The following is a 25,966-nucleotide window of genomic DNA, read 5'->3' as shown; positions in this document are numbered from 1 at the left end:
GACGTGAGCGGGGGTCATCCGAGGGCCTGCCGGGTGGGGAGTACGTCGATGGCCTCCGCGACACCGAACGCCGGCGGAAGCGGTTCGTCGGCGACGTACAGCTTCTCCGCGACCGCCCGGGGCAGCGGAAGGTGCTCGAAGCGGCCGCGGATGATCCGGTCGGCTCCGAGGGGGTCGGGCACGAAGCGGGACACGGTGGCGACGCGGAACTGCTCGCGGCCGTGGGAGACCACGAGGGCGATCTCCACGACCTTGCGGGAGCCGTCGGCGTACCGGGCGAGCTGGACGACCACGTCCACCGCCGAGTTGATCTGGTCCTTCAGCGCCTCGAACGGGATGAGCACCTCGGACATCGAGCCCAGGGTCTGCAGCCGCATGAGGGCGTCCTCGGCGGAGTTGGCGTGGACGGTGGCGAGCGAGCCGTCGTGGCCCGTGGACATCGCCTGGAGCATGTCGAGGGTCTCGCCGCCGCGGACCTCACCGACGATGATGCGGTCGGGGCGCATCCTCAGGCTGTTGCGGACCAGGTCGCGGATGGTGATCTGGCCCTTGCCCTCGACGTTCGGGGGGCGGGACTCCAGGCGGATGACGTGTTCCTGCTGGAGCTGGAGCTCGGCGGAGTCCTCGATGGTGATGATGCGCTCGTGCGCGGGGACCAGCCCGGACAGGGCGTTGAGCAGGGTCGTCTTCCCGGTACCCGTGCCGCCGCTGACGATGAGGTTGAAGCGGGCGCGGACGAACGCGGCCAGCAGCATCAGCATCTGCTCGTCGAGGGAGCCGAGGCCGATGAGTTCGGGGAGGGTGTAGGCACGCGGGAAGCGGCGGATCGTGAGGGTGGGACCGGTCAGGGCGAGCGGCGGGATGATGACGTTGACGCGTTCGCCGGTGGGCAGCCGGGCGTCGACCATCGGGTTGGACTCGTCGACGCGCCGGTTGACCGTCGAGACGATCCGTTCGATCGTCTGCATCAGCTGCTCGGTGGAGGCGAAGCGCAGCGGGAGCTGTTCGACGCGGCCCGCCCGCTCCACGAAGATCGAGTCCGGGCCGTTCACCATGATCTCGGTGATCGACGTGTCGGCGAGGAGCGGTTCGAGGACGCCGAGGCCGAGGGCCTCGTCGACGACCCGGCGGATGAGCTGGGAGCGTTCGGCCGAGGAGAGGACCGGGCCCTCCCGGCTGATGATGTGGCCGAGGACGCGCTCCAGGCGGACCCGGCGGTCGGCGGTCGCGAGGCCGGACATCTCCGCGAGGTCGATCTCTTCGAGGAGCTTGGCACGGTAGACCGCGACGAGGTGTCCGTCCTCGCGGGCGGCTGCGCCGTCGTCGGGGGCGGCGATACGGGAGCGGAGACTCATACCGGTCGTCAGCTCCTTCCCGGGGCGAGGGGGGCGGGGTCGTTGGGCATGGTGGCGTGGCGGGTCACGGGCCAGTCGCCGAGGAGGGGGATGACGGAGGGCACGGTGACCGTGACGGTGGCGGTGGTGGTGCCGGCGCCCCGGGGGGCGTCGACGCGCGGGTCGAGCCAGCCGCTGACGGCCGCCGCGCCCGCCGCGCCCCCGTCGCCGTTCTGCGAGGCCACGCGGGCGGCGGCGCGGGCGGCGGTGCCGGCCTGGTTGATGCCGTAGCCGATGAGGCCCAGTTGGACGGCGGCCATGCCGATGACGAGGAGGATGGGCAGGAAGCCGGCGAATTCGAGCATGGAGACACCTCGGTCGTCGCGCAGGCGCAGCCGCTTGCCCGCCGGGGCGGCTCCACGGCGGTACAGCGGCTCGTCCTCCGGGACGACTCCCCGAAAGCGCGCCCGCCCACCCGGCGGCTCGGCGCCCCGGCGGCGTGCCCGCCCACCGACCGCTACGGCTCTACGGCGGCGCACCCGCCCGTCCGACGGGGCGGCGGCTCCAGGGTGGCGCGCCCGCCCAGCCACCGGATCGCCTCCCCGTAAGCGCAACCGCCCACCCGACGGCCCGGCCCCCCGGCGGCGGAGCAGCGTCCTCATCGGCCGTCCCCCTCCAGGGCCGCCCCGGCGGACCCCTCCACCAGCCACCCCGGGTTGACGCCCGGGAAGAACAGCGGGACCTGCGCCCGTACCGTCGCCTTCATCACCGGCCCCTCCTGCCCGCAGCGGATGTCCGCGCCGCGCCAGGCGTCCGGCAGATGCGCCGCCCCCGCCGACCGGCACGCCCCCGCCGCGTCGCCCTGCACGGCCTGGGCCGCCGTGGCCGCCCGCGCCGCCTCGTCGGCCGCGTTGCCCGCCAGGGAGTACGTGTAGCCGTACAGGACGCACTCCCACAGCAGCGCCATCACGACCAGCAGCAGCGGGAACATCCCGGCGAACTCCAGGGTGACCGCGCCCCGGTCCCCGCCCTTGCGCCACAGGGTCAGCGCCCCCCGGTCCGAGGAGGCCCTGCGCCGGCGTCCGCCCCCGCCCTCCTGCACCGCCACCAGGCCCAGCTCGCCCGCCAGCGCCCACAGCGCCTGCTTCACCGTGGAACGGGCGTCGAGATCCTGCAGGCGCCCGGCGTCCACCACCGACTGGAGTTCCTTGAAGGACGCCGGGACGGTGGCGCGGGCCACCTTGGTGCCGGTGATGCGTTCGACGAGGGACGGCTGGATCTCCGTACCGCGCGCGTGGCGGTTGACGACCGTGAGCGTCTCCTCGGCCTTGCGGATCTGGAGCCGGTCCCACATGCGCACCATCCGCTTGGCGGCGCGGACCGCGACCACGTCCGGGGTGACGAGCAGCAGCGCCTGGTCGGCGCTCTCGACGACCGCGGCGGTCGCGGAGTTCATCTGGGCGCCGCAGTCGACGATCACCACGTCGTGGCGGGAGCGCAGCGCGCCGATGACCTGGCGCGCCACCCGGTCGGTGACCTCCTCGCCGCGTTCGCCCTCGGCGGGGGCGAGCAGGAGCCCGATGCCGCTGTCGTGGGTGTAGAGGGCGTCCTGGAGGACGCGGGGGGTGATGTCCGTGATCGCGGCGAGGTCGGCGATCGAGCGCCGGAACTGCACGTCCAGATACGAGGCGATGTCCCCGGACTGCAGGTCGAGATCGACGAGGGCGACGGTACGGCCCGACGCCCGTGCCGCCAGTGCCAGTTGGACGGCCGTGACGGTCGCGCCGACGCCGCCCTTCGCGCCGGTCACGGTGACCAGGGTCCCGCCGGGGCCGGCGTACAGCTCGGGGGCCCCGCTGCCGAGGTGGCGCCGCATCCCGGCGGACCAGGCGGCGGCGGCCTGGACCCGTTCGGCGAGGGCGTCGTAGCCGAGGGGGAGGGTGACGATGCCGCGGGCGCCGGAGTCCATCGCGGCGGTGAGCACGCCGGTGCTCGTGTCGGCGGTGATGAGGACGACGCCGACCGCCGGGAACCGCATGGCCAGGTCGCGGATCAGGTCGAGCGCGGGGACCGGCCCGATCCGCTCGTGGACGAGCACGACCTCGGGCAGTTCCTCGAGGGACTCGCCGGCCAGCCGCGCCAGGGCGTCGAGCAGGGCGGTGGAGTCCGGCACCGGCGGGGCGGGCTCGGTGTCGGGGAGCTGGCCGAGCAGGCTGGAGAGCGCGCGGACCACGTCGACGTCGCCGACGGCGGACAGGACACGGATGGTCATCGGCGAAACCCCCCGAGGTCAGAACCGCCGGGGACGGAACGGCTGCGGACGGCGGAACGGCTGGGGACGGATCGGCCGGGAACGGAACGGCTGCGGACGGAACCGCCGGGGACCGGGACGGACGGGACGGACCTCATGCGTGGCCTCCTACTTGTCCTGGTCGAGGGTGTACGTGCGGTCGCCGGGGGTGACCGCCGTCTCGGAGCCGCCCGCGACCAGGGCGAGCCGGACGTGTTCCGCGAACGACTCCGCGTACGCGACCCGTTGGGCGTCCGCCGTGTCGAGGGCGAAGGTGATGGGGACGGCCTCGGTGGCGGTGCGGCGGCGCTCGTCGGTGGACTGCCCCGGGTCGAGGGCGGTGAGCTTGCCGACGTCGATGACACGGGCGTTGGTCACGATGATCTTGGACTCGTCCTTGGCCTTGTCGTTCTGGGCCTTGAAGGTGGCGTAGATGTTGACCCGCGAGCCGGGGTCGATCTTGCCCGCGACGCCGGTGGACGCGTCGATCATGATCGCGATCTCCTGCTGTCCCGGCTGGAGCGCGGGCCGGTCGACGATCATGTCGGTCTGCAGCAGCGACCCCTTCCCCAGCCGGGTCACCGCGATCTTGCCGCGGATCTGCGAGAGGCTGGTGACCGCCGTCGCGGACAGCCAGCGCCGGGGCATGGCGACCCGCTCGAACTGGTCGGCCGTGAGCGCCCGGTACGGCGGGATGTCGTCCTTGAGCCGGTACGCCGTGACCTCCGGTCCGACCTTCGCGTTCACGTCGCGGATCACCGACAGGACGCCGGCGAAGGCGCCGACGGCGGCGAGGGCCGAGAGCACCAGCAGGATGACGCCGCGGCGCTGTCGTGCGTTCACTACATCTCACCTCGGGGGGACGTGCCGTGCGGTCGGGCGGACCCGCCGTCCGGCCGGGGGGCGGTCGAGCAGTGGTGCGGTCGGGCCGGGCGGTGGTGCGGCGGGCCGTGAACGGGTGCGGCCGGGGCACGGAGTCGGGCGTACGGCGGTGAAGTGGTGCGTACGGTGCTCACGTGCCGCCTCGTGACAGTGCGCGTGCGGCGGCGACCGGTTGTTGCCGGTCCTCGGGTTCCGGCAGCGACGCGGCGCAGAAACCGCAGCGGTCGCCGATGAGTTCGAGGCCGCACCAGTGGCACACCTCGCGTCGTACGGAGGTGACGAGCTGATAGAGCACGGACACGTCGGGCAGGCCCGCGGCGAACTCCACGAGCCGCTGGGTCCCCCACCAGTGGCCCGACTCCCGCGGGAGGGGCACGGTCGCGACGCCCTGCACACGCCAGGCGGGCGCGAGGGAGGCGGTGACCCAGTCCGAGGGCGGCTGCCCGGCGGCGACGACCATCCGGGTGCCGAACTCGGGGCCCGGTAACTCCTCCTGACCGACGCGGACGAGCCGCGGCCGGGGATGGGCGAGAACGGCGAACTGGGCACTCGGCACCCATGACTTGGCGTGGGAGGCGAGCGGGACCGGGACGCGGTCGAGCCTGGTGACCGAGCCGAGGAGGGCACCGGCGTAGACGTAGTGGGCGAGCAGCCGCGCGGACGACGCCAGGACGCCCGGGCTGAGGTCGCAGACCGACAACTGCCGTAACTGCTGGGCGAGCAGGGCCAGCCCGAGCGGGGGCAGATCGAGGCCGAGCAGCGCGACGCGGTCGCTCTCCAGGACGGAGCGCACGGTGTGCAGCCGCTGGACGGCCGGGTCGTCACCGGAGGCGGAGTGCAGCACGATGACGTATCCGTGCTGCTCGATGAGCGCCTGCATGCCGTTCAGGGACTGCTCCAGCGTGGGCTGGGGCTGGACCGCGGCGGGCGGGGTCTGCCGGTCGAGCGGCGGGAGCACCAGGTCGGGACTGGTGACGGCTATCGCGGTCGGCACGGCTGCACACCACCCCGTTCACTGCGGCGGGGTGGTCGACCACCGCCTCAGTTGGCCCCTGTTGCGTCCTCTTGCATCGTCCTGCACCAGCACCATATCCACGGCATGCCCCGCTCAACACTGAATCCGGAAGATCATCTCACCGAAGGTGTGAGCATGATCGACACAGAGTAGGGGCATATGCCACAACTCGACCCGCCGGCCAGGGCGTCGAGCGCACCGGAGGTCTTGACAACCAGATTGGTCTGGACCACAGTGCACCGGGCTTCAGCCCGGTGGTGAAGCGATTCTGAGAAGTGCTCTGACCCGCGCTGTGTGCACGGGTCCGCACTGTCGACCTCAGCTCAGACGGGCCGGTTCTGCTGCTCGATGTACTGCTTCACGATCGACAGCGGAGCCCCACCGACGGACCCGGCGAAGCACGAGCCGGACCACAGCCGCTGTGCCCGCCAGTAGTGCCGGACCAGTTCTGGATACTCCTGGCGCAGCCTGCGGGACTGACACCCTTGAGGCTGTTGGGCCAACTTGGACAGGGCAACCTTCGGTGGGAAGTTCACGAGCAGGTGGACGTGGTTGTTCTCGCCGTTGAACTCGACCGGCTCGCATTCGAAGTCGGCGCAGACGGCACGCATGATCTCCTCCATGCGCGTCAGGTGCGCGTCCTTGAAGACCTTGTGCCGGCACTTGGTCACGAAAACCAAGTGCGCGTGACCGGGACAAGGCCAGGGCCAAGGTCGCCCGCGCTCACGCGCAGGTCGCCGACGCACGGCGCGAGTTTCACCACCAGCTTTCCACCCGGCTGATCCGCGACAACCAAGCGGTCGCAGTGGAAGACCTGGCAGTGAAGGGGCTCGCCCGTACACGCCTGGCCAAGTCCGTGCACGACGCCGGATGGTCCGCGTTCGTGACGATGCTGGAGTACAAGGCCGCGAAGTCCGGCCGCAGCTTCCACCGCATGGGACGGTTCGAGCCGACCTCCCAGGTCCGCTCGCAGTGCGGCGTCAAGGACGGCCCCAAGCCCCTGCACATCCGCGTATGGGAGTGCGGTGCCTGCGGGGCCGTCCTCGACCGGGACATCAACGCGGCGGTCAACGTCGCCAAGGCCGCCGGACTGGCGGTGCCAGCCTGTCGAGCGCAGGTAAGACCGGTACTCGTACCGGCACAGCGCGCCGAAGCAGGAACCCACCGAGACGGTCAGACGACCGTGGTGGGAATCCCCGGCCTTTAGACCGGGGAGCGGAAGTCAATTCCAGACCGCGCTGAACGTGAAGGACATCCTGACGGTCGTCAACACCCAGTACTACAACAGCGGTTCCATGCTCGGCTGCGACGGCAAGGTCTACAGCCAGGGCTCGGTGGACTTCCTGACGGCCCTGGCCTGCATCCAGCTCCAGGGCGGTCTGTCCCCGTCGCAGGTGGGCCTGGGCGTCCCCGCCTCGACGCGCGCGGCGGGCAGCGGTTACGTCTCCCCGACGGTGGTGGACAACGCCCTGGACTGCCTGACGAAGGCCACGAACTGCGGCTCCTTCAAGCCGTCGACGACCTACCCGGACCTGCGGGGCGCGATGACCTGGTCGACGAACTGGGACGCGGCGTCGGGCAACGCCTGGTCCGCCGCGGTGGGGCCGCACGTGCACGCCCTGCCCTGACCCGCGCCTCCCCCCTGCGGTGCGCCCCTGATGCCCGGCCTCCCCTGGCCGGGCATCAGGGGTTTCGTGAACAGGGCGCCGGTTCGGTGAAACATTTCCGTGGTCCCACCGCATCAATAGAGGTGAGGGCCCTACAGGACGGCCCGGCAGGGGACAGGACGACGGGGGAACGCATGAGACAGGGCCGGGGCGAGGGGTACCCGGAGTTCGCGGCGGCACGGGCCGGGCATCTGTACCGGTCCGCCTGTCTGCTCACCGGGGGCGACACCCATCTCGCCGAGGACCTCGTCCAGGAGACCCTCGGCCGGGTGTACCTGCGCTGGAGCCGGATCTCCCGGGCCGGCAATCCCGCCGGGTACGCCCAGACCGTCCTCACCCGCACCTTCCTCGCCCACCGGCGCCGCCACAGCAGCCGCAGGGAGCGCGCCACCGACGTGCTGCCCGAGCTGCCCGATCCGGGCGCGGGGGACACACCGCTGCGGCTCACCCTCCTGGAGGCGCTCGGACGCCTGTCCGCCAAGGACCGTGCCGTGCTCGTCCTGCGCTACTGGGAGGACCGCAGCATCGAGGAGACCGCGGCGGTCATGAACACCAGTTCGGCCGCCGTCCGCACCCGCTGCGTCCGCGCCCTCGCCCGGCTGCGCATCCTGCTCGGCGACACCCTCGGGGAGTACGCGAGAGCCTGATCCGCCCCGGGGCCCCGGGCCCTGATCTCCCTCCGGCCGACCGGCCGGCGACCACCACCTCGTCCGCAGAAACGGCGGTTTCGCCATGCCCGTTGAAGAGCACGACCCCTTCGAGAGCCAGTTCGCCACGGCCCTGCGCCACACCGGCAACACCTTCGAGGACGACCAGCTCGACCTGGCCGCACGCGGTGAGACCTACGGCCGCAGGCGCCGCCGGCGCCGGGCCGCCATCGCGGGCGGCGCGGCCGGGGTCGCGCTCGTCGGGCTCGGCGGGGCGCTCGTGCTGCCCGGCGTCCAGGCCGACGGCCGGCAGCAGCACTCCGTGGCCGGCAGCCCGACGACCCCGGCCGCCGCGCCCACTCCGCCGGCCGCCCTGTCCCGGGACGATCTCGTCCGCACCCTGGAGAAGCTGCTCCCCAAGGGCACGTTCTCCCATGAGGAGGGGCGGGGCACGAGCGACAGGCTGAGGCCGTACGCCCAGGTCGTGTACGACGACGGCAAGGGGAAGGCCGCCGTCTCCGTCTCGGTGGACCGTTTCCGTCCCGGCAGCAGCCAGGCCCTGGAGACCACCGCGTGCCCCGACAAGGTGTTCGTCCCGTACGACGCCTGCACCACCAGCAGGCTCGCCGACGGTTCGACGCTCATGATCCTCCAGGGCTACGAGTACCCGGACCGCCGCGTCGACACCAAGCTGTGGTCCGCCCAACTCGTCACGCCGAAGGGGCAGTACGTCGGCGTCCAGGAGTGGAACGCCGCCGCCGAGAAGGACGCGCCGGTCAGCCGCAGCCTGCCTCCCCTGTCCCCGGACCGGCTCAAGGCGCTCGTCAGCGCGCCGGAGTGGCGTGCCGCCGCCGACGCGATCCCCGCCGATCCCCGGGTGCCGAGGACCGAGCCGAGCCGGCCGCAGGGCGTCCCCGGCGGCTCGGTGTCGTCCACGCTCGCCACCCTCCTGCCCAAGGGGGTCAAGGTCGCCTCGAAGGGCAGCGCGGACCCCGAGTTCGGATATGTCGTCGTCGACGACGGCAAGGGTGCGAGCCTGGTCCAGGTCAACGTCCAGGCGGGCCTGTCGAAGGAGGACAAGGACCAGCTCTTCGGCCCCGACTCCCGGACCCTGCCCGACGGCACCAAGATCGCCACGCGTCAGGGGCCCGGCGAGAAGCGCGGCAGGGGAGTCGTCATGTGGACCGTCGACACCCTGCGCCCCGGCGGCCGCCGCGTGGTGATCAGCGCCTTCAACTCCGGTACCCAGAACACCCCGGCGACCCGTACGGCCCCCGCGCTCACCCTGCAGCAGATGGAGGTCATCGCCACCAGCGCACGGTGGTTCACGCGCGGCTGACAGCGCGTGCGCCCGGCCGGGCCCGGTCCATCGGCAAGGTGGCCCACTACTGTGGCTGACGCCGTGGTTCAGCCGGCGTCCCGCGCGTCGGCGGGTTCCCTCTCGACGTCCTCGAAGTAGGTGTCCAGAACCTCGTCCAGCCGGGCCTCCCACTCCGTGAAACGCGCCCTGGCCGTCGCCTCGATCTCGATCGGGTACCAGCGGCGGTCAGGCGTGTGCACCGTGACGGTGAACCGCTTGCCGAAGCGCGCGGTCTGCGTCTCGACGGCGCCGATCTCGTCCCAGCGGAACTCGCACTCCTGGTCGTCCAGGCGCAGCCGTACGCCGTTGTTGTCCGCGACGATCCGCGCGCGCCGGTCGGCGGCCTCGAAGACGGGGCCCTCGGGGGCCTTCTCCTCGGCTCCGGCCTCGTCGGCCACGGGCTCGTCCGCGGCGTCCTCGCTCTCGGACTCCCCGCGCACCGCAGCCGGCTCCGCGGGATCCGCCGGCTCCGCGGCGGCTTCCCCGCCGCCCGGTACCGCGTCCTCCAGTACGACATCCCCCGGTACCGCGTCCTGCGGTTCGACGGAATCCCGCCGTTCGGCGGACACGGGTGAGGTGAGCCCGGGAATGAAGGCCGGGTCGATCCCGGCTCCGTCCAGGGGCTGGCTGCTCGGACCTATGCGCTGCTCCACAGCGGGCAGTATGGTCGAAGATCCTGCGACGGACACAGCCGGCCCCTGCATCGTTATACGAATTCTCGCTATACGAAGGAACTCACCACGGCGGCCACCGCGAACCCGGCCACCGACAGCACCGACTCCAGCACCGTCCACGTCCGCAGCGTGTCCCGCTCACTGATGCCGAAGTACTTGGCCACCATCCAAAAGCCCCCGTCGTTGACGTGGGAGGCGAAGATGGACCCGGCCGAGATGGCCATGATGACCAGGGCGACGAAGGCCTGGGAGTAGTGACCGTCCGTCAGCAGCGGGGCGACGATACCCGCCGTCGTGACGATCGCGACCGTCGCCGAGCCCTGGGCCACGCGCAGGACGAGCGAGATCAGATACGCGAGGACGATCACCGGCAGGCCGACGCCGTGGAAGGTGTCGGAGAGGGCCTGCGCGACCCCGCTGCCCTTGAGGACCGCACCGAAGATCCCGCCCGCGCCGACCACGAGCAGGATGTTGCCGACCGGCTTGAGGGAGGCGGTGGACACCGTCTGAAGCGATGAGCGGGACCAGCCGCGGCGGATGCCGAGCAGGTAGTACGCCAGCAGCAGCGCGATCGTCAGCGCCACGAAAGGGTGGCCGAAGAACTCGATCACCGACCGTCCTGCCGAGGGGGCGAAGGCGATCGACGAGAAGGTCGCCAGGAGGATCAGTACCAGCGGCGTGCCGATGATCACGAAGACCGTGGTCAGCGGCACCGGCTTCTCCGCGGGTGCCACGCCGGCCGACCGCTGCTCCCCGACCAGCGCCTTCTTCGCCTCCTCGGCCGCCTCCACCATGTCCTGCGGTACGGGCACGAAGATCCGCTTGCCGATCCAGGCCGCCCACGCCCATGCGGCCAGCACCGCCGGGATGCCGCAGACGATGCCCATGAGGATGACCATGCCGAGGTCGACCTTCAGCAGTCCGGCGGCGGCGACCGGGCCCGGGTGCGGCGGCAGGAAGGCGTGGGTCATGGACAGGCCCGCGAGCAGCGGCAGGCAGTAGAGCAGGATCGACTTGCCACCCCGCTTGGCCGCCGCGTACACGATCGGCGCGAGGACGAAGATGCCGACGTCGAAGAAGACGGGGATGCCGAAGATCAGACCCGTGAGTCCCATGGCGAGCGGGGCGCGCCGCTCGCCGAAGAGGTTCAGCAGCCGGGAGGCCAGCACCTCGGCGCCCCCGCTGACCTCGAGGACCGCGCCGAGCATGGTGCCGAGGCCGATGATGACGGCGATGTGGCCGAGGGTGCCGCCCATGCCGGACTCGATGAGGGAGACGGCGTCGGAGCGCTGGACCGTGCCGAAGAGTTCGGTGACGGACAGTCCGGCGCCGAGGCCGACGGCTATGGAGACCGCGAGCAGCGCGACGAAGGGCTGGAGCCGCGCCTTGATGATCAGGAACAGCAGGAGCGCGATACCGAGCGCCGCGACGGTGAGCAGGCCGGCGGTGCCGTGGACGACGGCGAGCAGGCCGCCGGTGTGGGGTGGGGGTGGTGGGGCGGTGGAGGCTGCCAGGAACGGCATGGGCATGGCGGGGGGACCTCTGGCTTCTCGTAAGGCCATGGAGCTTTCGGGCAGGGGGGATCGCGGCACGGCGCCCCGGGGGTGGGGGCGCCGTGCCGGCGTACGGGGTGCGGGAGCGGCGGCCGGGGCCGGGTCAGCCGAGTACGGCCAGTGCGTCGATCTCGATGAGGAGGCCGACCGGGAGGCCCACGTAGACGGTGGTCCGGGCGGCGGGCGGCTGGGTGAGGCCCTGCTCGTCGAAGTAGGCGTTGTAGATCTCGTTCATCTCGGCGAAGTGGTCCACGTCGGTCAGATACACACGGATCATCATCACGTCGTCCCAGCCGGCCCCGCCCTCCTCGAGGATCGCCTTGACGTTGGCGAGGGTCTGCAGGGTCTGCTCGCGCAGGGTGGGGCCCGCGGGCGTGGGCGGCTTGCCCTCCTCAGCGGGCAGGAAGCCCACCTGGCCGGCGACCTGGAGGATGTTGCCCTTCCGCACGCCGTGGGAGAACCGGGCGGGCGGGGTCGTGTGGGTCTTCGGGGTCAGGGCGGTCTTGTCCGTCATACGGAGTCCTTTGCTGGGGCGTTGCCGGAGTACTCCCGGGTGATGGCGTCCGCGGTACGGCGCACCAGCGGGAGCAGGATGAGGAGTTCGTCGGCGGTGACGACGACATTGGGCGCGGAGACCGACATGGCCGCGACGACCCGTCCGTCGGCGCCCCGGACGGGGGCGGCGACGCAGTTGATGGACTCCTCGTGGCCACCGAGGTCGGTGGCCCAGCCCTGGTGGCGCACGATCGCCAGTTCCTTGAGGAAGGCGGCGGCGTTCGGCGTCGAACGGGCCGTGTAGAGGGGGTAGTCGAGCTTCTCCACGACGCCGCGGCGCTCCGGTTCGGGGAGGTCGGCGAGCAGGAGCTTGGCGACGGCCGCGACGGTGATGGCGACCGGCTTCCCGATCCGGGAGTACATCCGCACCGGGTAGCGGCTGTCCACCTTGTCGATGTAGAGGACCTCGTTCTCCTCGTACACGGCGAGGTGGACGGTGTGTCCGCACTCCTCGTTGAGGCGGACGAGGTGGGGGTGGGCGATCTCCCGGACGTCGAGGTTCTCGACGGCCTGCTGGGCGAGGGCGAAGAGGCGGGCGCCGAGGCGGTAGTGCTGGTCGGACTGGCGGTAGACCAGGCCGTGCTCGTGCAGCGTGCGCAGCAGCCGCAGGGCGGTGGACTTGTGCACGCCGAGCCGGTCGGCGACCTGTCCGAGATCGGCGGGTCCCTCGGCCAGCAGCGGCAGGATGCTCAGCGCCCGGTCGACGGTCTGGCTCATGGTGTCCGTACCTCCTCCGCGGCCCGCGCGTCGGCTTCGGTCCAGCCGGGGCCGAGTCGCAGTGTCTCCCACGCGGCGTCGTCGAGTGCGGCGAGCCGGTCGGCGTGGTCGAGGGAGGCAGCGGCGGCGAGGTCGCCGGGGACGGTCAGCGCCGCGGCGGCCATCAGGTGTCCGTGCCGCAGCCGGTCCCGCAGCGGCAGTCCGCGCAGGGTGGCGGAGAGGAACCCGGCGGCGAAGGCGTCACCGGCGCCGACGGCGGCGACGACGTCGACGTGCAGGGCGGGTACGAAGGCGGCGGTTGCCGCGGCGTCCTCGCGCAGGCCGTCGGATCCCCTGCGCAGCGCGGTCGCCCCGTCCCCGCCCTGCTTGACGACCACGATCTCCGGCTCCGGCAGCGCCTGTCTGACGGCACGGGCGCCGCGCAGCCCCCACACCTGGCGTGCCTCGTCGTCCCCCACGAACACGATGTCGGCTCGGCGCGCCAGTTCCCTCAGCACCCGGGGCCCGTCGGCGTCGCGCCACAGCCCGGGACGGTGGTTGACGTCGAAGGAGACGAGCGGGCGCCCGGCCCGCGGCGCGGTCAGCTCCCGCAGCAGCTCCCGGCAGTCGTCCGACAGCGCGGCCGTGATCCCGGACAGGTGCAGCACCCGGCCGGCCCGCGCCGCCGCCAGGTCGGTGTTCTCCACGGCCATCGCCGAGGCCGCCGATCCCGCCCGGTAGTAGACCACCTCGTGGTCGTCGCCCGCCCGGTCCCCCGCCGTGCGGAAGTAGATCCCGGTCGGGCGCGCCGGATCGCGCGGTACCGACGCGACGTCGACGCCGTACGCCCCGATGGCCTCGACCAGGTGGTCGCCGAAGCCGTCCGCCCCGACCCGGCTGACCCACCTCGCGGAATGCCCGGCGGCCGCCAGCGCGCACGCGACGTTCGACTCGGCGCCGCCGATGCCCCGCTCGAAGGACGGCACATCGGCCAGCCTGCCCGGCCCGGACGGCACGAACGTGACCATGGACTCGCCGAGCGTGACGACATCCACGACATCCACGGCGTCCGGAGGGTCCGGGGCGGGCGGCAGACCGTTGGCGGTCACGATGGTGGTGGCTCCTTCGCGTCTCGCGGGTCACGGCGGCTTCGTTGACCTCGCGTTGGCCGGGATGTTAGACAGCAGCAAGCGAGATACGCAACGGTCGTTGCACAGGACGCAACGCTCGACTTCAGGGAGGCCCCCATGGACGCCGCCACCGCCGCAGAACGCCTCGCCGCCCTCGGGGCGGACCGCGTCGACCACCGCTTCAAGGGCCTCCCGCCGGACGCCGAGGGACTCACCCTCACCGCACTGGCCCAGCAGGGCCGCAATCTGTTCACCGGCGGCTTCACCACCCCCGTCCTCGCCCTGTCCGCCGAGCGCCTGCGGCACAACCTCGAACTGATGGAGACGTACACGGCCCGCCACGGCCTCGCCTTCGCCCCGCACGGCAAGACGTCGATGGCCCCGCAGCTCTTCCAGCGCCAGCTGGAGCACGGGGCGTGGGGCATCACGCTCGCGCTCCCCCACCAGGTGCGCGTGGCACGGGCGTTCGGAACCCCCCGGGTGTTCCTGGCCAACGAGCTGGTGGACGCCGCGGCCCTGCGCTGGATCGCCGCCGAGCTGGCCGCCGACCCGGAGTTCCGCTTCGTCTGCTACGTGGACTCCGTGCGCGGGGTGGAGCTGATGGACGCGGCCCTGCGGGGCGCCGCCCGCCCGGTGGAGGTCGTCGTCGAGCTGGGCGCGGGAGAGGGCGCCCGCACCGGCGTACGCACGGAGGCGGACGCCACGGCGGTCGCGGACGCGGTGGCCGGCACGGACACGCTGCGCCTGGTGGGTGTGGCGGGCTACGAGGCCCAGGTCCCCGAGGCCTCGCCGGAGCGGGTGCACGCCTGGCTGCGCCGGCTGACCGGGCTCGCCGTGGAGTTCGACAAGGCGGGGCGGTTCGCGGGGGCCGACGAGATCGTGGTGAGCGCGGGCGGCAGCGAGTGGTTCGACGCGGTCGCCGACGTCTTCGCCGAGCTCCCCGAACTGTCGCTGCCCGTACTGAAGTTGCTCCGCTCGGGCGCGTACGTCTCGCACGACGACGTCCACTACCGGAGGCTGACCCCGTTCAACCGGGTGCCCGAGGAGGGCGCCCTGGAGCCGGCGTTCCGGCTGTGGACCCAGGTGATCTCCCGCCCCTCGGCGGAGCAGGCGTTCGCCAACGCGGGCAAGCGGGACGCCGCCTACGACCTCGACCTCCCCGTGGCGCGCACGGTGCGCCGGGAGGGCACCGAGCGCCCGGCGGCCGGGATCGAGGTGACGGCCCTGTCCGACCAGCACCTCTGGCTGCGCACCGGCCCCGAGGCGGACGTCGAGGTGGGCGACTGGGTCGGTCTCGGCCTGTCCCACCCGTGCACGTCCTTCGACAAGTGGCAGGTGATCCCGGTCGTCGAGGCGGACGGCACGGTCGTCGACTACATCCGTACGTTCTTCTAGGAGGGCCGGTCGTGGAGCAGCTCGTCATCCGGGACGCGGACGTCGTGGACGGCAGCGGGGAACCCTCGTACCGCGCCGACGTCGTGATCGACGGCGGAAGGATCACCGCGATCGTCAAGGAGGCCGCGGCGGCGGGCTGCCTGCGCCCCCGGGCCGCACGGGAACTGGACGCCGAGGGCCTGGTCCTCGCCCCCGGCTTCATCGACATGCACGCCCACAGCGACCTCGCCCTGCTGCGCGACCCCGACCACAGCGCCAAGGCGGCGCAGGGCGTGACGCTGGAGGTCATCGGGCAGGACGGCCTGTCGTACGCGCCGGTCGACGACCGGACCCTCGCCGAGGTGCGGCGCGCGATCACCGGCTGGAACGGGTACGGCGACGACATCGACTTCACCTGGCGGACGGTGGGCGAGTACCTGGACCGCCTGGACCGGGGCATCGCGGTCAACGCCGCCTATCTGATCCCGCAGGGCACGGTCCGGATGCTGGCCGTCGGCTGGGAGGACCGGGAGGCGACGCCCGAGGAGCTGGGGCGGATGCGGCGCCTGGTCGCGGAGGGCCTGGAGCAGGGCGCGGTCGGCATGTCGTCCGGCCTCACCTACACCCCCGGCATGTACGCCGAGGACACCGAACTCGCCGAGCTGTGCCGGGTGGTGGCCGGATACGGCGGCTACTACTGCCCGCACCACCGCAGTTACGGGGCGGGCGCCCTGGAGGCGTACGCGGAGATGGTGGCCCTGGCCCGGGAGGCCGGCTGTCCGCTGCACCTCGCGCACGCCACCATGAACTTCGCCGTGAACAAGGGCCGCGCCCCCGAGCTGCTGTCCCTGCTCGACGAGGCGCTGGCGGCGGGCGCGGACATCACCCTGGACACCTACCCCTACACCCCGGGCTCCACGACGCTGGCGGCGCTGCTGCCGAGCTGGGCGGGCGAGGGCGGCCCCGAGGAGACCCTGCGGCGGCTCGCCGACCCCGCGACGGCCGAGCGGATCCGGCACGGCCTGGAGGTGACCGGCTCCGACGGCTGCCACGGTGTGCCCGTCGACTGGGACAGCGTCGAGATCTCCGGGGTGAGCGGTCCGCACCTCGCCGGGTACGTCGGGAAGACGGTGCGGGAGTCGGCGGACCGGCGCGGCGAGGAGCCCTGGGCGACGGCCCGCCGGCTGCTGCTGGAGGACCGGCTGGGGCCGACGGTGCTTCAGCACGTGGGCCACGAGGAGAACGTCCGGGCGATCATGCGGCACCGGGTCCACACCGGCGGCTCCGACGGCATCCTGCACGGCGCGAAACCGCATCCGCGGGCGTACGGCACCTTCCCGCACTATCTCGGCCGGTACGTACGCGAGTTGGGGGTGCTGACGCTGGAGGAGTGCGTCGCGCATCTCACCGCGCGCCCGGCGGCCCGGCTGCGGCTGCCGGACCGCGGTCTGGTCCGCGAGGGATACCGCGCCGACCTGGTGCTCTTCGACCCGGCCACGGTCGCGGCGGGCGCCGGCTTCGAACGGCCGCGCACGCTGCCGACCGGTATCCCGTACGTTCTGATCGACGGCCGTTTCGTGATCGAGGACGGACGCCGGACGGACGTCCTGGCGGGGCGGGCGGTCCGCAGGACTCCGGTGTGACCGCCCGCCGTCGAGCCCTTGAGGGCGGTTACGGCTTGGGCAGGAGGCAGCCGCTCGCGCTGAGGTTCAGCTTGTTCCCGGCGGCGAAGCACGCGGGGATCAGATAGGTCTCCTCGGCGTAGTTGATGCCCTTGCGCACGGTCACCGTGCCGTTCGCGTCGACCTCGCAGGGGTTGTTCTCGGTGCAGCTCTCGCCGTCCTCGTTGCCGGTGTTGTTGACGGCGACGACCTTGCCGGTGCTGCTGTCGATGACGGGCGATCCCGAGGTGCCGCCGATGGTGTCGCAGGCGGAGGTGTAGCGGACCGAGTCCTTCCAGGTCCAGTCGCCCTCTTTCAGGCGGTAGACGAACCCGTCGACGGCGCAGCTGTAGATGCGCTTCCAGTATCCGGAGACGACGTTGATGGCCGCGCCAGCGACCGGGTGGGTGTCGGCGACGGTGAGCGCGCTGATCCCGTAGGAGCTTCTGATCTGCGCGTAGGTGCTGGTGAGCTGGTAGATCGTGACGTCCGTGTCGGTCATCGTGGAGTAGGCGACCTTGCTCGCGCGCAGCGTCGCGACCCTGGTGCCCGAGGAGTTGAGCAGGCCGAACGTACGGCTGGAGGACTGTCCGACGATGACCTCGCCGGGGCCGGGGAAGCCGGTCTCCAGGCAGTGGCCGTTGGTGAGCACGAGCGCCGGGTCGGTGTCCGCGGAGTTCGGGAAGCGGATGACGGAGCCGGAGCAGTTGCTGAGCGAGACGGTGCCGGCGAAGTCGACGGCCTGGACCGTGGCCGTCCGGGACGCCGTGGGCGCGGCGGTGCGGGAAGCCGTGGGCGCGGTCCGGGGGGCCTGGGGAGCCGCGACCGCCGGTGCCGCACCGGCTCCGGCGATCACCAGAGCGACGAGCGCGGCAACGAGAGGCTTTCTCATGTGGGGGGTCCCCTCTTGATGAGGTTGCGCTGACGTGACGGGCCGGAGGCCGTCCGGCCCCCGAGTTTTTGTCATGCGCATTCTCAACGGAGGGGCGTACGGGGGCAAGGAGCGGTTTTCGGCCGCAGCGCCGGAGCGGCGCCGAAGCGCCCGCGCCCGGCCGCGCCGCCGGACCCGGCCGTCAGGGGTGCTTGGGGCCCCCGCGCCCGTGGCCCGGCCGGCCGCGCCAGGTGTCCGACGCGGTGGGGCTCGCGCTGTCGGAACGCGGGGCGGACGGAACCCCGCCGGCGGGCGCCGTCGCGGAGGCCGTCGGGGCCCCGCCCCGCGTGGCGGGCGCGTCCCGGGTCGTCGGGGGCGCGCTCACGGCGGCCGGCGCGGTGGAACGGGACGGCGCGACGGAGGAGGGAGGCGGGGCGGAGGACGGGGATTCCTCGGCGGGCGACGCGGACCGGGCCGTCTTCGGCCGCGCGGACTCCCCGCCGCTTCCCGGCGCGCCGCCGGCGGAACCGGAGCCGAAGCTCCCGGCCAGAGCCGCGGCCACGCCCACGGCACCGAGCGCCCCGGCGGCCATGAGCACCCGCCGGGAGCGCGGCGCGGGCCGTGCCCGGCGCCGGGAGCGCCCCCCGGAAGCGCGCGCCGGGGCACCTTCGGAGGCGGGCCCCGCCTGGCCGTCGAAACCGGGCCCCGCCTGGCCGTCGGGAGCGGGCGCCCCAGGGCCGTACCCGTCCGGTGTCACGGCGGGCAGCTCACGCGTCTCGTCGTAGGCGTTCTGCCAGCCGTGGGCGGTCGCCGGGTCGGCGTACCCGTCGTACTCGGGGGCCGCCTCGGCGGACGGGTGATACACGTTCGGGGGACCCTGGGGTTCGCCGTTTTCCGGGTGCGTCCCCCCAGCGGTGCGGGCGCCCGTCGCGCCATGGACGGCCTTCGCGTCGTGCGTCCCGTCGCCGGGCCGTTGTTCCCAAGACATGTGTGTGGATTTTAGGGGCGCAGGCGACACATGATGCGGCCACCCGGGGACGACCGGGCGAACCGGCACCGCCCACGTGGTGGAAAACACGCGGCAGGAGCGGGGGCACGGCCGTAAGCTCACGGACATGCAGGTGATCCAGTCCACGAAGCTCTCCAACGTCTGCTACGAGATCCGGGGCCCGGTTCTCGAGGAGGCGATGCGGCTGGAGGCAGCGGGTCACCGCATCCTCAAGCTCAACACCGGCAACCCGGCCGCCTTCGGCTTCGAGTGCCCGCCCGAGATCCTCGAGGACATCCTGCGCAACGTCTCGACGGCCCACGGCTACGGCGACGCCAAGGGCCTGCTCGCCGCCCGCCGGGCGGTCGTGATGCACAACCAGACCCTCGGCATCGAGACGGACGTGGAGCACGTCTTCATCGGCAACGGCGTCTCCGAGCTGATCGTCATGGCGATGCAGGCCCTGCTGGACGACGGCGACGAGGTGCTCGTACCGGCACCGGACTACCCCCTGTGGACGGCGGCGGTGTCCCTGTCGGGCGGCACGGCCGTGCACTACCGCTGCGACGAGCAGGCCGACTGGATGCCGGACCTGGCGGACATCGAGCGCAAGATCACCGACCGCACCAAGGCCCTCGTCGTCATCAACCCGAACAACCCGACGGGCGCGGTGTACGACGAGGCGATGCTCCGCGGTCTGACGGACATCGCGCGCCGGCACAACCTCCTCGTCTGCTCCGACGAGATCTACGACAAGATCCTCTACGACGGCGCCACCCACACGCCGACGTCGGCGGTGGCCCCGGACCTGCTGACCCTCACGTTCAACGGCATGTCGAAGGCGTACCGGGTGGCGGGATACCGGGTGGGCTGGATGTCGGTCTCCGGCCCCCGGGCGCACGCCGCGTCGTACATCGAGGGCCTGACGATCCTCGCGAACATGCGGCTGTGCGCGAACATGCCGGGTCAGCACGGTGTGGTGGCGGCGCTCAGCGGCCGCCAGACGATCAACGAGCTGGTGCTGCCGGGCGGGCGGCTGAAGGAACAACGGGACGCGGCGTACGAGCTGCTGACCCGGATCCCGGGCGTGACCTGCGTGAAGCCGAAGGGCGCGCTGTATCTGTTCCCGCGCCTCGACCCGAACGTCTTCAAGATCAAGGACGACCGGCAGATGGTCCTCGACCTGCTGCGCAGCGAGAAGATCATGGTCGTCCAGGGAACGGGCTTCAACTGGCCGGAGCCCGACCACTTCCGGGTCGTCACCCTGCCGAACGTGGCCGATCTGACGGCGGCGATCACGCGGATAGGGAACTTCCTGGACGGATACAGCCAGCCCTGACCCGCACCCGGCCCTCATGGTGCGCGACCGGCGGACACGTTCCGCGATCCGGCTCAACTTTAGACGAAATCCAAGCTAGGATGGTTTCCTGTCAAGTACAGGAGGCCGTCCCATGTACGAACCGATCCGCACCCCTTCGGTCCACACGACGGCCGGCCCGACCCCCGACTTCCCGCACCGTACCCGCGAGGAGGAGCTGGACATCCAGCTCGCCGGTCATCTGGCCGCACTGCTCGCGGTGACGGACGAGCTGCGGGCCCTGGCCCCCTCCGAAGACCTGGACATGGCAGCCGAACGGCTCGCCGAGCAGGTGGCGCGGCTGCGCGGGGGTGAACCGCCGGTCCGCGCGACGCCCGCCGCGCCCGCCGGCGAACCGCAGATCAGGGCCCTCCACCGGCGCGCCCACGCGCTGGCGGGCCGGGCCCTGGTGGTGGCCGCGTCCCGCGCGGACACGGCGGCCGCGATCCTGTCGGCGGAACGCATCGACGCCCATGCCGCCGCGTCGGCCGAGCCGCGCGAGCCGATCGCCGCCGGCTGACCCTCCCGAGCCGCTCCGGCCGGCTCCCCCGCACGGCCCCGGTCCGCGCGCACCCGCAGCGACGCGCGGACCGGGTGCCACCCTGCGCGTCCCCTCGCACTCTCGCCGGCCGGGACTCCGGCCGCCTCGACCCCGGCGCGCTCCTTGGCTCCGGCGCCCTTGCGCCCTCCACGAACTCGCCCGCCCCGCAGGCCCTTTCGGCCCATTTGTGCGGTGACAGCCTTATCTGCGGACGAATTACCGATCAGCCCGCCCAATTAACCGATGACAAGACGGTATTGGGTGCCGGCTCCGGCGTATCGCGGCCGACCATGCATGCATTCGGGTGGACCGTGCCCCCAACCGCCTGCCGATGGCCGGTGTCACCGGGGACGGGCTCGTAACGTCGGCGGACATCAAGGGGGTTCCCTCACCACTGCGCGAGATGTGACAAAGTGAAACGTAGGACATTGTGGGCAGGGCTTGCCGGAACGGCGGCGGCTGCCACCGGGATCACTGTCTGGGCGGTGCAGTCCCACCCGGTCCAGCCCGCAGACTCCAAGGCCGCGCCGGCGGTCCGGAAGGCCCAGGAGATCGGCACGCTTCTGGCAGCCGCCATGGTGCAGGAGCAATACCACGACTCGACCGGGGCGACCCGCACCTACCGGCGCGTACTGAAGCTGGACCCCCACAACAAGGTCGCCTGGTACAACCTCGGGGTCCTCGCGCAACAGGACGGCCGAACCGCCGACGCTCATGCGGCCTACGACAAGGCGCTGAAGCTCGATCCGACGTACGCCTCCGCCCTCTACAACGAGGCGTTGCTGCTGAAGTCGAGCGACCCCGACCGGGCCGTCACGCTCCTGAGGCGCGCCATCGCCGCCACTCCCGGGGCCTCCACGGCCCATCTGCAACTCGGCCAGATCCTGGCGAAGAAGGACCGTGCCCACGAGGCGACGGCCGAGTTCCGCCGCGCCGTGGCCGCCGACCCCTCGCTGTACTCGGCGGTGCCCGAACCGTTCCGGGACGACGTAAGCCCCCCACCGACATCGAGCCAAGCAGGTGACTCCCGATGACGTCGACTGCAACACCCAGGTTCTCCGTCTTCACCCCCAGCCACCGGCCCCGTTTCCTCGATGAGTGCCTGGCGACCCTGCAGGCGCAGACCTGCCCGGACTGGGAGTGGATCGTCCTGCTCAACAACGGCGCCCGGTGGCGTCCCGAGCGGCCCGACGAGCGGGTGCGCGTGGAGATCGCGGACGACGTCCGAGGCGTCGGGGCGGCCAAGCGCCGGGCCTGCGAGCTGGCGCGCGGCGAGATCCTCGTGGAACTCGACCACGACGACCTGCTGGCGACGGCATGCCTCGCGGAACTCGCCAAGGCGTTCGACGAGCACCCCGAGGCCGTGTTCGTCTACAGCAACACCGCGCAGATCACCGAGGACGGGAAGCGGGACGACACACGCTTCAACGAGGCGCACGGCTGGAGTTACGAGGAGGTGCGCGTCGACGGCCGTACCCTGCTCCAGGCCAAGTCCATGGCCCCGACCCCGCACAATGTCTCCTACATCTGGTACGCCCCCAACCATGTGCGGGCGTTCCGCAAGGAGAGCTACGAGAAGGCCGGCGGCTACGACGCCACCCGTACGGTCCTCGACGACCAGGACCTGATGTGCCGGCTGTTCCACATCGGCGACTTCCACCACATCCCCCGCTGTCTGTACCTCCAGCGGATGCACCCGTCGAACACCCAGCGCGACCCGGAGATCAACGCGCACATCCAGCGCGAGACGGTGGCCCTGTACGACAAGTACATCGAGGCCAACGCGCTCGCCTGGACCGAGCGGCGCGGGCTGATCGCGCTGGACCTCGGCGCGGCCCACCGCAAGCCGCCCGGGTACCTGGGCGTGGACCAGCACCCGGGAGAGGGCGTCGACTTCGTCGCGACCCTGCCCGACCCACTGGACCTGCCCGACAACTCCGTGGGCCTGATGCGGGCGGTGGACTTCCTGGAGCACGTCCCCGGAAAGGTGCCGCTGATCAACGAGCTGTACCGGCTGCTGGCCCCCGGCGGCATGCTCCTCACCATGACGCCCAGCTCCGACGGGCGCGGCGCGTACCAGGACCCGACCCACGTCGCCTTCTACAACGAGAACTCGTTCTGGTACTACACGGACAACCAGTACCGGACGTTCGTGCCCGAGATCGAGGCCAGGTTCCAGTCGTCACGGCTGGTCACCTACTTCCCGACCGAGTGGCACTCCCGGAACGACATCTCCTACGTGGTCGCCAACCTGATCGCGATGAAGGAGGGCGCCGAGCGGTGCGGCGGACCACTGCTGGTCTGACCCCGAGTTCGGCGGATGCCCCGCGGGCCCCGGTCCCGCGGGGCATCCGCACGTTGCGGGGCCGCCCGCGACACGCGGACGGCTCGCTCCCGCTTCAGAGCTCCGAACACAATGGGCGTCCGGCTCGCGCGCCCATTGTGTTCGGAACTCTCAGGCCGCCGGCAGCCCGCCGGCCGTCCGCGCCGCGACGGCCAGCGCGGCGAAGGGCGGCGTGCCCAGTGCCGCGGTCAGCATGTCGTCCCACTGCGGGAGGGGCGCGAGGCCCGCGCGGGCCCAGTGGTCGTGGCCGAGCACACCGAACGCCGGGCGGGGGGCCGGACGCGGGAACCCGTCCGAGCTCACCGGGCTGATCCGCGCCGGATCGAGGCCGCTGAGCCGGAAGGTCTCCCGGGCCAGCCCGTACCACGTGGTGTGGCCGGCCGCCGTGCCGTGGTAGACGCCGGCCGGTGCCTGCCCGGCCAGGGCGGCACGGCCGAGGGCGGCCAGGTGCCGGGCGAGCGCCCGGGACCAGGTCGGCTGGCCGTGCTGGTCGGCCACCACGTCCAGAGTCGCGCGCCGGGTCGCGAGGTCGAGCATGGTGGCCACGAAGTTGCGGCCGTACGCGCCGTAGAGCCAGGCCGTACGCACGATGTAGCCAGTGTCCGGCAGCAGTTCGGCGACCGCCCGCTCCCCCGCCCGTTTGCTGCGCCCGTACGCGTTGACGGGCGCCGTCGGGGCGTCCTCGGGGTACGGCCGGCGGGCGTCGCCCGGGAACACGTAGTCGGTGGAGAGGTGCAGCAGCAGCGCCCCGCTGCCGGCGCAGGCGCGCGCGAGATGGCGCACGCCCGTGCCGTTCACTGCCGTTGCCGCCGCCTCGGACCGCTCGGCGCCGTCGACGTCCGTCCATGCCGCGCAGTTGACGACCACCTGGTGGCCGTCGACGGCCGCGCGCACAGCGGCCGGGTCGGTGATGTCGAGCCGGTCGCGGCCCGGTGCCGTCACCACGGCGTCCGGATCGGCGGCGAGTTCGGCGCGTACCTCCCGGCCGAGCAGCCCGTGCGCGCCGGTCACCAGCCAGGAGGCGGTCACCGCAGCTCCGCCCTCTCCTTCAGCGGCTCCCACCAGGAGCGGTGGGCGCGGTACCAGGCCACCGTGGCGGCCAGCCCGTCCGCGAAGTCGGTCTGCGGGGCGTAGCCCAGCTCCTCGCGGATCTTTCCGTCGTCCAGCGAGTAGCGCAGGTCGTGGCCCTTGCGGTCGGCCACGTACTCGACCCGGTCCCAGCCCGCACCGACCGCGTCCAGCAGCAGGCCGGTCAGCTTGTGGTTGCTCAGCTCGGTCCCGCCGCCGATGTGGTAGACCTCTCCGGCCCTGCCGCCGTCCAGAACCAGGTCGATGCCCCGGCAGTGGTCGGAGACGTGCAGCCAGTCACGGATGTTGCGCCCGTCCCCGTACAGGGGGACGGTCCGGCCGTCGAGCAGGTGGGTGATGAAGAGCGGGATGACCTTCTCGGGGAACTGGTGCGGCCCGTAGTTGTTGGAGCACCGGGTGACCACGACGTCCAGGCCGTGGGTGCGGTGGTAGGCGAGCGCCAGCAGATCGGAGCCGGCCTTCGAGGCGGCGTACGGGGAGTTGGGCGCGAGCGGGCACTCCTCGGTCCACGAGCCTTCGCTGATCGAGCCGTACACCTCGTCGGTCGAGACGTGCACGAAGCGGCCGACGCGATGCCTGCGGGCCGCGTCCAGAAGCACCTGCGTGCCCATCACATTGGTGCGGACGAACGGACCGGCGCCGTCGATCGACCGGTCCACATGTGACTCGGCGGCGAAGTGGACCACCGCGTCCTGGCCCGCCATCACCTGGTCGACCGCATCCGGGTCGCAGATGTCGCCCCGGACGAAGCGGTGGCCGGGGTGGTCCGCCACCGGTGCCAGATTGGCCTCGACCCCTGAATAGGTGAGTGTGTCGAGAACGGTGATCCGCGCGGCCGGGTCCGCGCCCAGCCGTCGACGGACGTATTCCGATCCGATGAATCCGGCACCGCCGGTCACGAGGATACGCATGACTCTCCGAGGTTATGGGTCGAATGCGGAGTTTACGGGTCGAGCGAAGTCGATGGGTCGGGTGAAGGTGACAGGTCGGGCGGGGGAACGCGGACGGTGCCCGCGAGGCCGAGGCCTCGGGGCACCGTCGCTCATTTTCGGGTCATACGGCCGGTCGTCAGGGGGTGGCGCAGATCACGTAGGCCGTGGTGGTGCCCAGGTTGGTGGTTGCCTGCCACCCGGTGGCAGGGCTGCCGGGAGCGGCGAAGACCGGCTTGGAGACACCGTTGACGACCCCGACGCCCAGGTCGGTCTGGTACCCACCGCCGAGGGCGACATCGCCCGCGTTGCAGGTGGCCGTCGACGTGAGCCCCTGGGGTCCGACGTTGACATAGGTGGTGTTGAGCCCGGCGCCCTGGGCACCCGTCGCGCCCTGGGCACCCGTCGCGCCCTGGGCACCCGTCGCGCCCTGCGGGCCGATGTCGCCCGGGACGCCCTGAGCACCGGTGGCGCCCTGGGCACCGGTAGCGCCCTGGGTACCGGTCGCGCCCTGAGCACCGGTCGCGCCCTGAGTACCCGGGATGCCCTGCGCACCCGGGATGCCCTGCGGGCCGGGAAGACCCGTCGCGCCCTGAGCACCCGTTGCACCCTGAGTACCCGGGACACCCTGCGTACCGGTGGCGCCCTGTGAGCCCGTGGCGCCCTGGGCACCGGTGGCGCCCTGAGCACCCGTAGCACCCTGGGTACCGGTCGCGCCCTGAGTACCCGGGATACCCTGCGGGCCGGGAAGACCCGTCGCGCCCTGAGCACCCGTTGCACCCTGAACACCCGGGACACCCTGCGCACCCGTGGTGCCCTGAGCACCCGTAGCGCCCTGCGTACCCGTAGCACCCTGAACACCCGGGACACCCTGCGCACCCGTGGTGCCCTGAGCACCCGTAGCGCCCTGAACACCCGTAGCACCCTGAACACCCGGGACACCCTGCGCACCCGTGGTGCCCTGAGCACCCGTAGCGCCCTGAACACCCGTAGCACCCTGAACACCCGT

23 protein-coding genes and 3 pseudogenes are annotated in these 25,966 nt (G+C 72.2%); 10 read left to right on the top strand and 16 right to left on the bottom strand.

Annotation, left to right across the window (positions count from 1 at the left end; all coding sequences use genetic code 11):
* Positions 1–14: 14 nt before the first annotated feature.
* The 6 genes from ACWD5Q_RS01710 to tnpA form a co-directional block, all read right to left on the bottom strand.
* A complete protein-coding gene (locus tag ACWD5Q_RS01710) occupies positions 15–1,355 on the bottom strand; it encodes a CpaF family protein (RefSeq protein WP_451424988.1) in 1,341 nt (446 codons plus the stop codon).
* Between the two features lie 8 nt (positions 1,356–1,363).
* Entirely contained in the window at positions 1,364–1,699 is a 336-nt protein-coding gene (locus ACWD5Q_RS01705; protein WP_451424987.1) for a TadE/TadG family type IV pilus assembly protein, read from the bottom strand.
* A gap of 293 nt (positions 1,700–1,992) precedes the next feature.
* On the bottom strand, positions 1,993–3,606 hold the full coding sequence (locus tag ACWD5Q_RS01700) for an AAA family ATPase (protein WP_451424986.1): 1,614 nt from the start codon (positions 3,604–3,606) through the stop codon (positions 1,993–1,995).
* A gap of 147 nt (positions 3,607–3,753) precedes the next feature.
* Positions 3,754–4,467 (bottom strand): Flp pilus assembly protein CpaB, encoded by a 714-nt coding sequence (gene cpaB, locus ACWD5Q_RS01695; protein WP_451424985.1) that lies wholly within the window; start codon positions 4,465–4,467, stop codon positions 3,754–3,756.
* Positions 4,468–4,636: 169 nt separating this feature from the next.
* On the bottom strand, positions 4,637–5,500 hold the full coding sequence (locus ACWD5Q_RS01690; RefSeq protein WP_451424984.1) for a hypothetical protein: 864 nt from the start codon (positions 5,498–5,500) through the stop codon (positions 4,637–4,639).
* Positions 5,501–5,844: 344 nt separating this feature from the next.
* The gene (tnpA, locus tag ACWD5Q_RS01685; RefSeq protein ID WP_451424983.1) at positions 5,845–6,267 is read right to left on the bottom strand and encodes an IS200/IS605 family transposase; all 423 of its coding nucleotides are present in this window, start codon (positions 6,265–6,267) and stop codon (positions 5,845–5,847) included.
* Here tnpA and ACWD5Q_RS01680 point away from each other — a divergent pair.
* From ACWD5Q_RS01680 to ACWD5Q_RS01665, 4 genes and pseudogenes are all read left to right on the top strand, one after another.
* A pseudogene (locus tag ACWD5Q_RS01680) lies at positions 6,213–6,728 on the top strand (RNA-guided endonuclease TnpB family protein); the annotation flags it as partial. The gene tnpA and the pseudogene ACWD5Q_RS01680 overlap by 55 nt on opposite strands.
* A 7-nt stretch (positions 6,729–6,735) precedes the next feature.
* A pseudogene (locus ACWD5Q_RS01675) lies at positions 6,736–7,149 on the top strand (chitinase); the annotation flags it as partial.
* A gap of 173 nt (positions 7,150–7,322) precedes the next feature.
* Positions 7,323–7,835 carry a SigE family RNA polymerase sigma factor gene (locus ACWD5Q_RS01670; RefSeq protein ID WP_451424982.1) on the top strand — a complete coding sequence of 171 codons (513 nt, stop codon included), beginning with the start codon at positions 7,323–7,325 and terminating at the stop codon, positions 7,833–7,835.
* Between the two features lie 85 nt (positions 7,836–7,920).
* Positions 7,921–9,174: a hypothetical protein gene (locus tag ACWD5Q_RS01665; RefSeq protein ID WP_451424981.1), complete on the top strand. Its 1,254-nt coding sequence runs from the start codon at positions 7,921–7,923 to the stop codon at positions 9,172–9,174.
* A gap of 68 nt (positions 9,175–9,242) precedes the next feature.
* Here the strand turns inward: ACWD5Q_RS01665 and ACWD5Q_RS01660 are convergent, their stop codons facing one another.
* The 5 genes from ACWD5Q_RS01660 to ACWD5Q_RS01640 form a co-directional block, all read right to left on the bottom strand.
* A complete protein-coding gene (locus ACWD5Q_RS01660) occupies positions 9,243–9,848 on the bottom strand; it encodes a hypothetical protein (RefSeq protein WP_451424980.1) in 606 nt (201 codons plus the stop codon).
* Between the two features lie 68 nt (positions 9,849–9,916).
* Complete coding sequence (locus ACWD5Q_RS01655; protein ID WP_451424979.1) at positions 9,917–11,398, bottom strand: GntP family permease; 1,482 nt, start codon at positions 11,396–11,398, stop codon at positions 9,917–9,919.
* Between the two features lie 127 nt (positions 11,399–11,525).
* Positions 11,526–11,936: a RidA family protein gene (locus ACWD5Q_RS01650; RefSeq protein WP_451424978.1), complete on the bottom strand. Its 411-nt coding sequence runs from the start codon at positions 11,934–11,936 to the stop codon at positions 11,526–11,528.
* Positions 11,933–12,694 carry an IclR family transcriptional regulator gene (locus ACWD5Q_RS01645; protein ID WP_451424977.1) on the bottom strand — a complete coding sequence of 254 codons (762 nt, stop codon included), beginning with the start codon at positions 12,692–12,694 and terminating at the stop codon, positions 11,933–11,935. The genes ACWD5Q_RS01650 and ACWD5Q_RS01645 overlap by 4 nt, the downstream gene beginning before the upstream one ends.
* A complete protein-coding gene (locus ACWD5Q_RS01640) occupies positions 12,691–13,782 on the bottom strand; it encodes a sugar kinase (RefSeq protein ID WP_451424976.1) in 1,092 nt (363 codons plus the stop codon). Before ACWD5Q_RS01640 ends, ACWD5Q_RS01645 begins: the two co-directional genes overlap by 4 nt.
* 138 nt (positions 13,783–13,920) lie before the next feature.
* Here ACWD5Q_RS01640 and ACWD5Q_RS01635 point away from each other — a divergent pair, with 138 nt between their 5' ends.
* Entirely contained in the window at positions 13,921–15,198 is a 1,278-nt protein-coding gene (locus ACWD5Q_RS01635) for an amino acid deaminase (RefSeq protein ID WP_451424975.1), read from the top strand.
* A gap of 11 nt (positions 15,199–15,209) precedes the next feature.
* The gene (locus ACWD5Q_RS01630; RefSeq protein ID WP_451424974.1) at positions 15,210–16,820 is read left to right on the top strand and encodes an N-acyl-D-amino-acid deacylase family protein; all 1,611 of its coding nucleotides are present in this window, start codon (positions 15,210–15,212) and stop codon (positions 16,818–16,820) included.
* A 28-nt stretch (positions 16,821–16,848) separates the two neighbouring features.
* Here ACWD5Q_RS01630 and ACWD5Q_RS01625 read toward each other — a convergent pair whose 3' ends face one another.
* Both ACWD5Q_RS01625 and ACWD5Q_RS01620 read right to left on the bottom strand, forming a co-directional pair.
* Positions 16,849–17,730, bottom strand: a complete 882-nt coding sequence (locus ACWD5Q_RS01625) for a trypsin-like serine peptidase (RefSeq protein WP_451424973.1) — start codon at positions 17,728–17,730, stop codon at positions 16,849–16,851.
* 181 nt (positions 17,731–17,911) lie between these two features.
* Complete coding sequence (locus tag ACWD5Q_RS01620) at positions 17,912–18,697, bottom strand: hypothetical protein (protein ID WP_451424972.1); 786 nt, start codon at positions 18,695–18,697, stop codon at positions 17,912–17,914.
* A 127-nt stretch (positions 18,698–18,824) separates the two neighbouring features.
* Between ACWD5Q_RS01620 and ACWD5Q_RS01615 the strand changes: the two genes are divergently transcribed.
* The 4 genes from ACWD5Q_RS01615 (at position 18,825) to ACWD5Q_RS01600 (ending at position 22,900) form a co-directional block, all read left to right on the top strand.
* Entirely contained in the window at positions 18,825–20,036 is a 1,212-nt protein-coding gene (locus ACWD5Q_RS01615; protein WP_451424971.1) for a pyridoxal phosphate-dependent aminotransferase, read from the top strand.
* Positions 20,037–20,148: 112 nt separating this feature from the next.
* Complete coding sequence (locus ACWD5Q_RS01610; RefSeq protein WP_451424970.1) at positions 20,149–20,574, top strand: SCO4983 family protein; 426 nt, start codon at positions 20,149–20,151, stop codon at positions 20,572–20,574.
* 506 nt (positions 20,575–21,080) lie between these two features.
* Positions 21,081–21,629 (top strand): tetratricopeptide repeat protein, encoded by a 549-nt coding sequence (locus ACWD5Q_RS01605; RefSeq protein WP_451424969.1) that lies wholly within the window; start codon positions 21,081–21,083, stop codon positions 21,627–21,629.
* Complete coding sequence (locus tag ACWD5Q_RS01600; protein WP_451424968.1) at positions 21,626–22,900, top strand: glycosyltransferase; 1,275 nt, start codon at positions 21,626–21,628, stop codon at positions 22,898–22,900. The genes ACWD5Q_RS01605 and ACWD5Q_RS01600 overlap by 4 nt, the downstream gene beginning before the upstream one ends.
* Before the next feature lie 150 nt (positions 22,901–23,050).
* Here ACWD5Q_RS01600 and rfbD read toward each other — a convergent pair whose 3' ends face one another.
* The 3 genes and pseudogenes from rfbD to ACWD5Q_RS01585 form a co-directional block, all read right to left on the bottom strand.
* Positions 23,051–23,968: a dTDP-4-dehydrorhamnose reductase gene (gene rfbD / locus ACWD5Q_RS01595; RefSeq protein WP_451424967.1), complete on the bottom strand. Its 918-nt coding sequence runs from the start codon at positions 23,966–23,968 to the stop codon at positions 23,051–23,053.
* Positions 23,965–24,939 (bottom strand): dTDP-glucose 4,6-dehydratase, encoded by a 975-nt coding sequence (rfbB, locus tag ACWD5Q_RS01590; protein ID WP_451424966.1) that lies wholly within the window; start codon positions 24,937–24,939, stop codon positions 23,965–23,967. The genes rfbD and rfbB overlap by 4 nt, the downstream gene beginning before the upstream one ends.
* A gap of 157 nt (positions 24,940–25,096) precedes the next feature.
* Positions 25,097–25,966, bottom strand: a pseudogene (locus ACWD5Q_RS01585) (collagen-like protein); the annotation flags it as partial.

Source organism: Streptomyces sp. NPDC002513 (assembly GCF_053595355.1).
This window is presented reverse-complemented; position numbering and strand designations above follow the sequence as displayed.

Excerpts from the sequence above, each read along its gene's own strand:
- ACWD5Q_RS01710 (WP_451424988.1), bottom strand. The coding sequence starts at position 1,355 with ATGAGTCTCCGCTCCCGTATCGCCGCCCCCGACGACGGCGCAGCCGCC.
- ACWD5Q_RS01705 (WP_451424987.1), bottom strand. The coding sequence starts at position 1,699 with ATGCTCGAATTCGCCGGCTTCCTGCCCATCCTCCTCGTCATCGGCATG.
- ACWD5Q_RS01700 (WP_451424986.1), bottom strand. The coding sequence starts at position 3,606 with ATGACCATCCGTGTCCTGTCCGCCGTCGGCGACGTCGACGTGGTCCGC.
- ACWD5Q_RS01670 (WP_451424982.1), top strand. The coding sequence starts at position 7,323 with ATGAGACAGGGCCGGGGCGAGGGGTACCCGGAGTTCGCGGCGGCACGG.
- ACWD5Q_RS01665 (WP_451424981.1), top strand. The coding sequence starts at position 7,921 with ATGCCCGTTGAAGAGCACGACCCCTTCGAGAGCCAGTTCGCCACGGCC.
- ACWD5Q_RS01655 (WP_451424979.1), bottom strand. The coding sequence starts at position 11,398 with ATGCCCATGCCGTTCCTGGCAGCCTCCACCGCCCCACCACCCCCACCC.
- ACWD5Q_RS01650 (WP_451424978.1), bottom strand. The coding sequence starts at position 11,936 with ATGACGGACAAGACCGCCCTGACCCCGAAGACCCACACGACCCCGCCC.
- ACWD5Q_RS01645 (WP_451424977.1), bottom strand. The coding sequence starts at position 12,694 with ATGAGCCAGACCGTCGACCGGGCGCTGAGCATCCTGCCGCTGCTGGCC.
- ACWD5Q_RS01635 (WP_451424975.1), top strand. The coding sequence starts at position 13,921 with ATGGACGCCGCCACCGCCGCAGAACGCCTCGCCGCCCTCGGGGCGGAC.
- ACWD5Q_RS01625 (WP_451424973.1), bottom strand. The coding sequence starts at position 17,730 with ATGAGAAAGCCTCTCGTTGCCGCGCTCGTCGCTCTGGTGATCGCCGGA.
- ACWD5Q_RS01620 (WP_451424972.1), bottom strand. The coding sequence starts at position 18,697 with ATGTCTTGGGAACAACGGCCCGGCGACGGGACGCACGACGCGAAGGCC.
- ACWD5Q_RS01615 (WP_451424971.1), top strand. The coding sequence starts at position 18,825 with ATGCAGGTGATCCAGTCCACGAAGCTCTCCAACGTCTGCTACGAGATC.
- ACWD5Q_RS01610 (WP_451424970.1), top strand. The coding sequence starts at position 20,149 with ATGTACGAACCGATCCGCACCCCTTCGGTCCACACGACGGCCGGCCCG.
- ACWD5Q_RS01600 (WP_451424968.1), top strand. The coding sequence starts at position 21,626 with ATGACGTCGACTGCAACACCCAGGTTCTCCGTCTTCACCCCCAGCCAC.
- rfbB (WP_451424966.1), bottom strand. The coding sequence starts at position 24,939 with ATGCGTATCCTCGTGACCGGCGGTGCCGGATTCATCGGATCGGAATAC.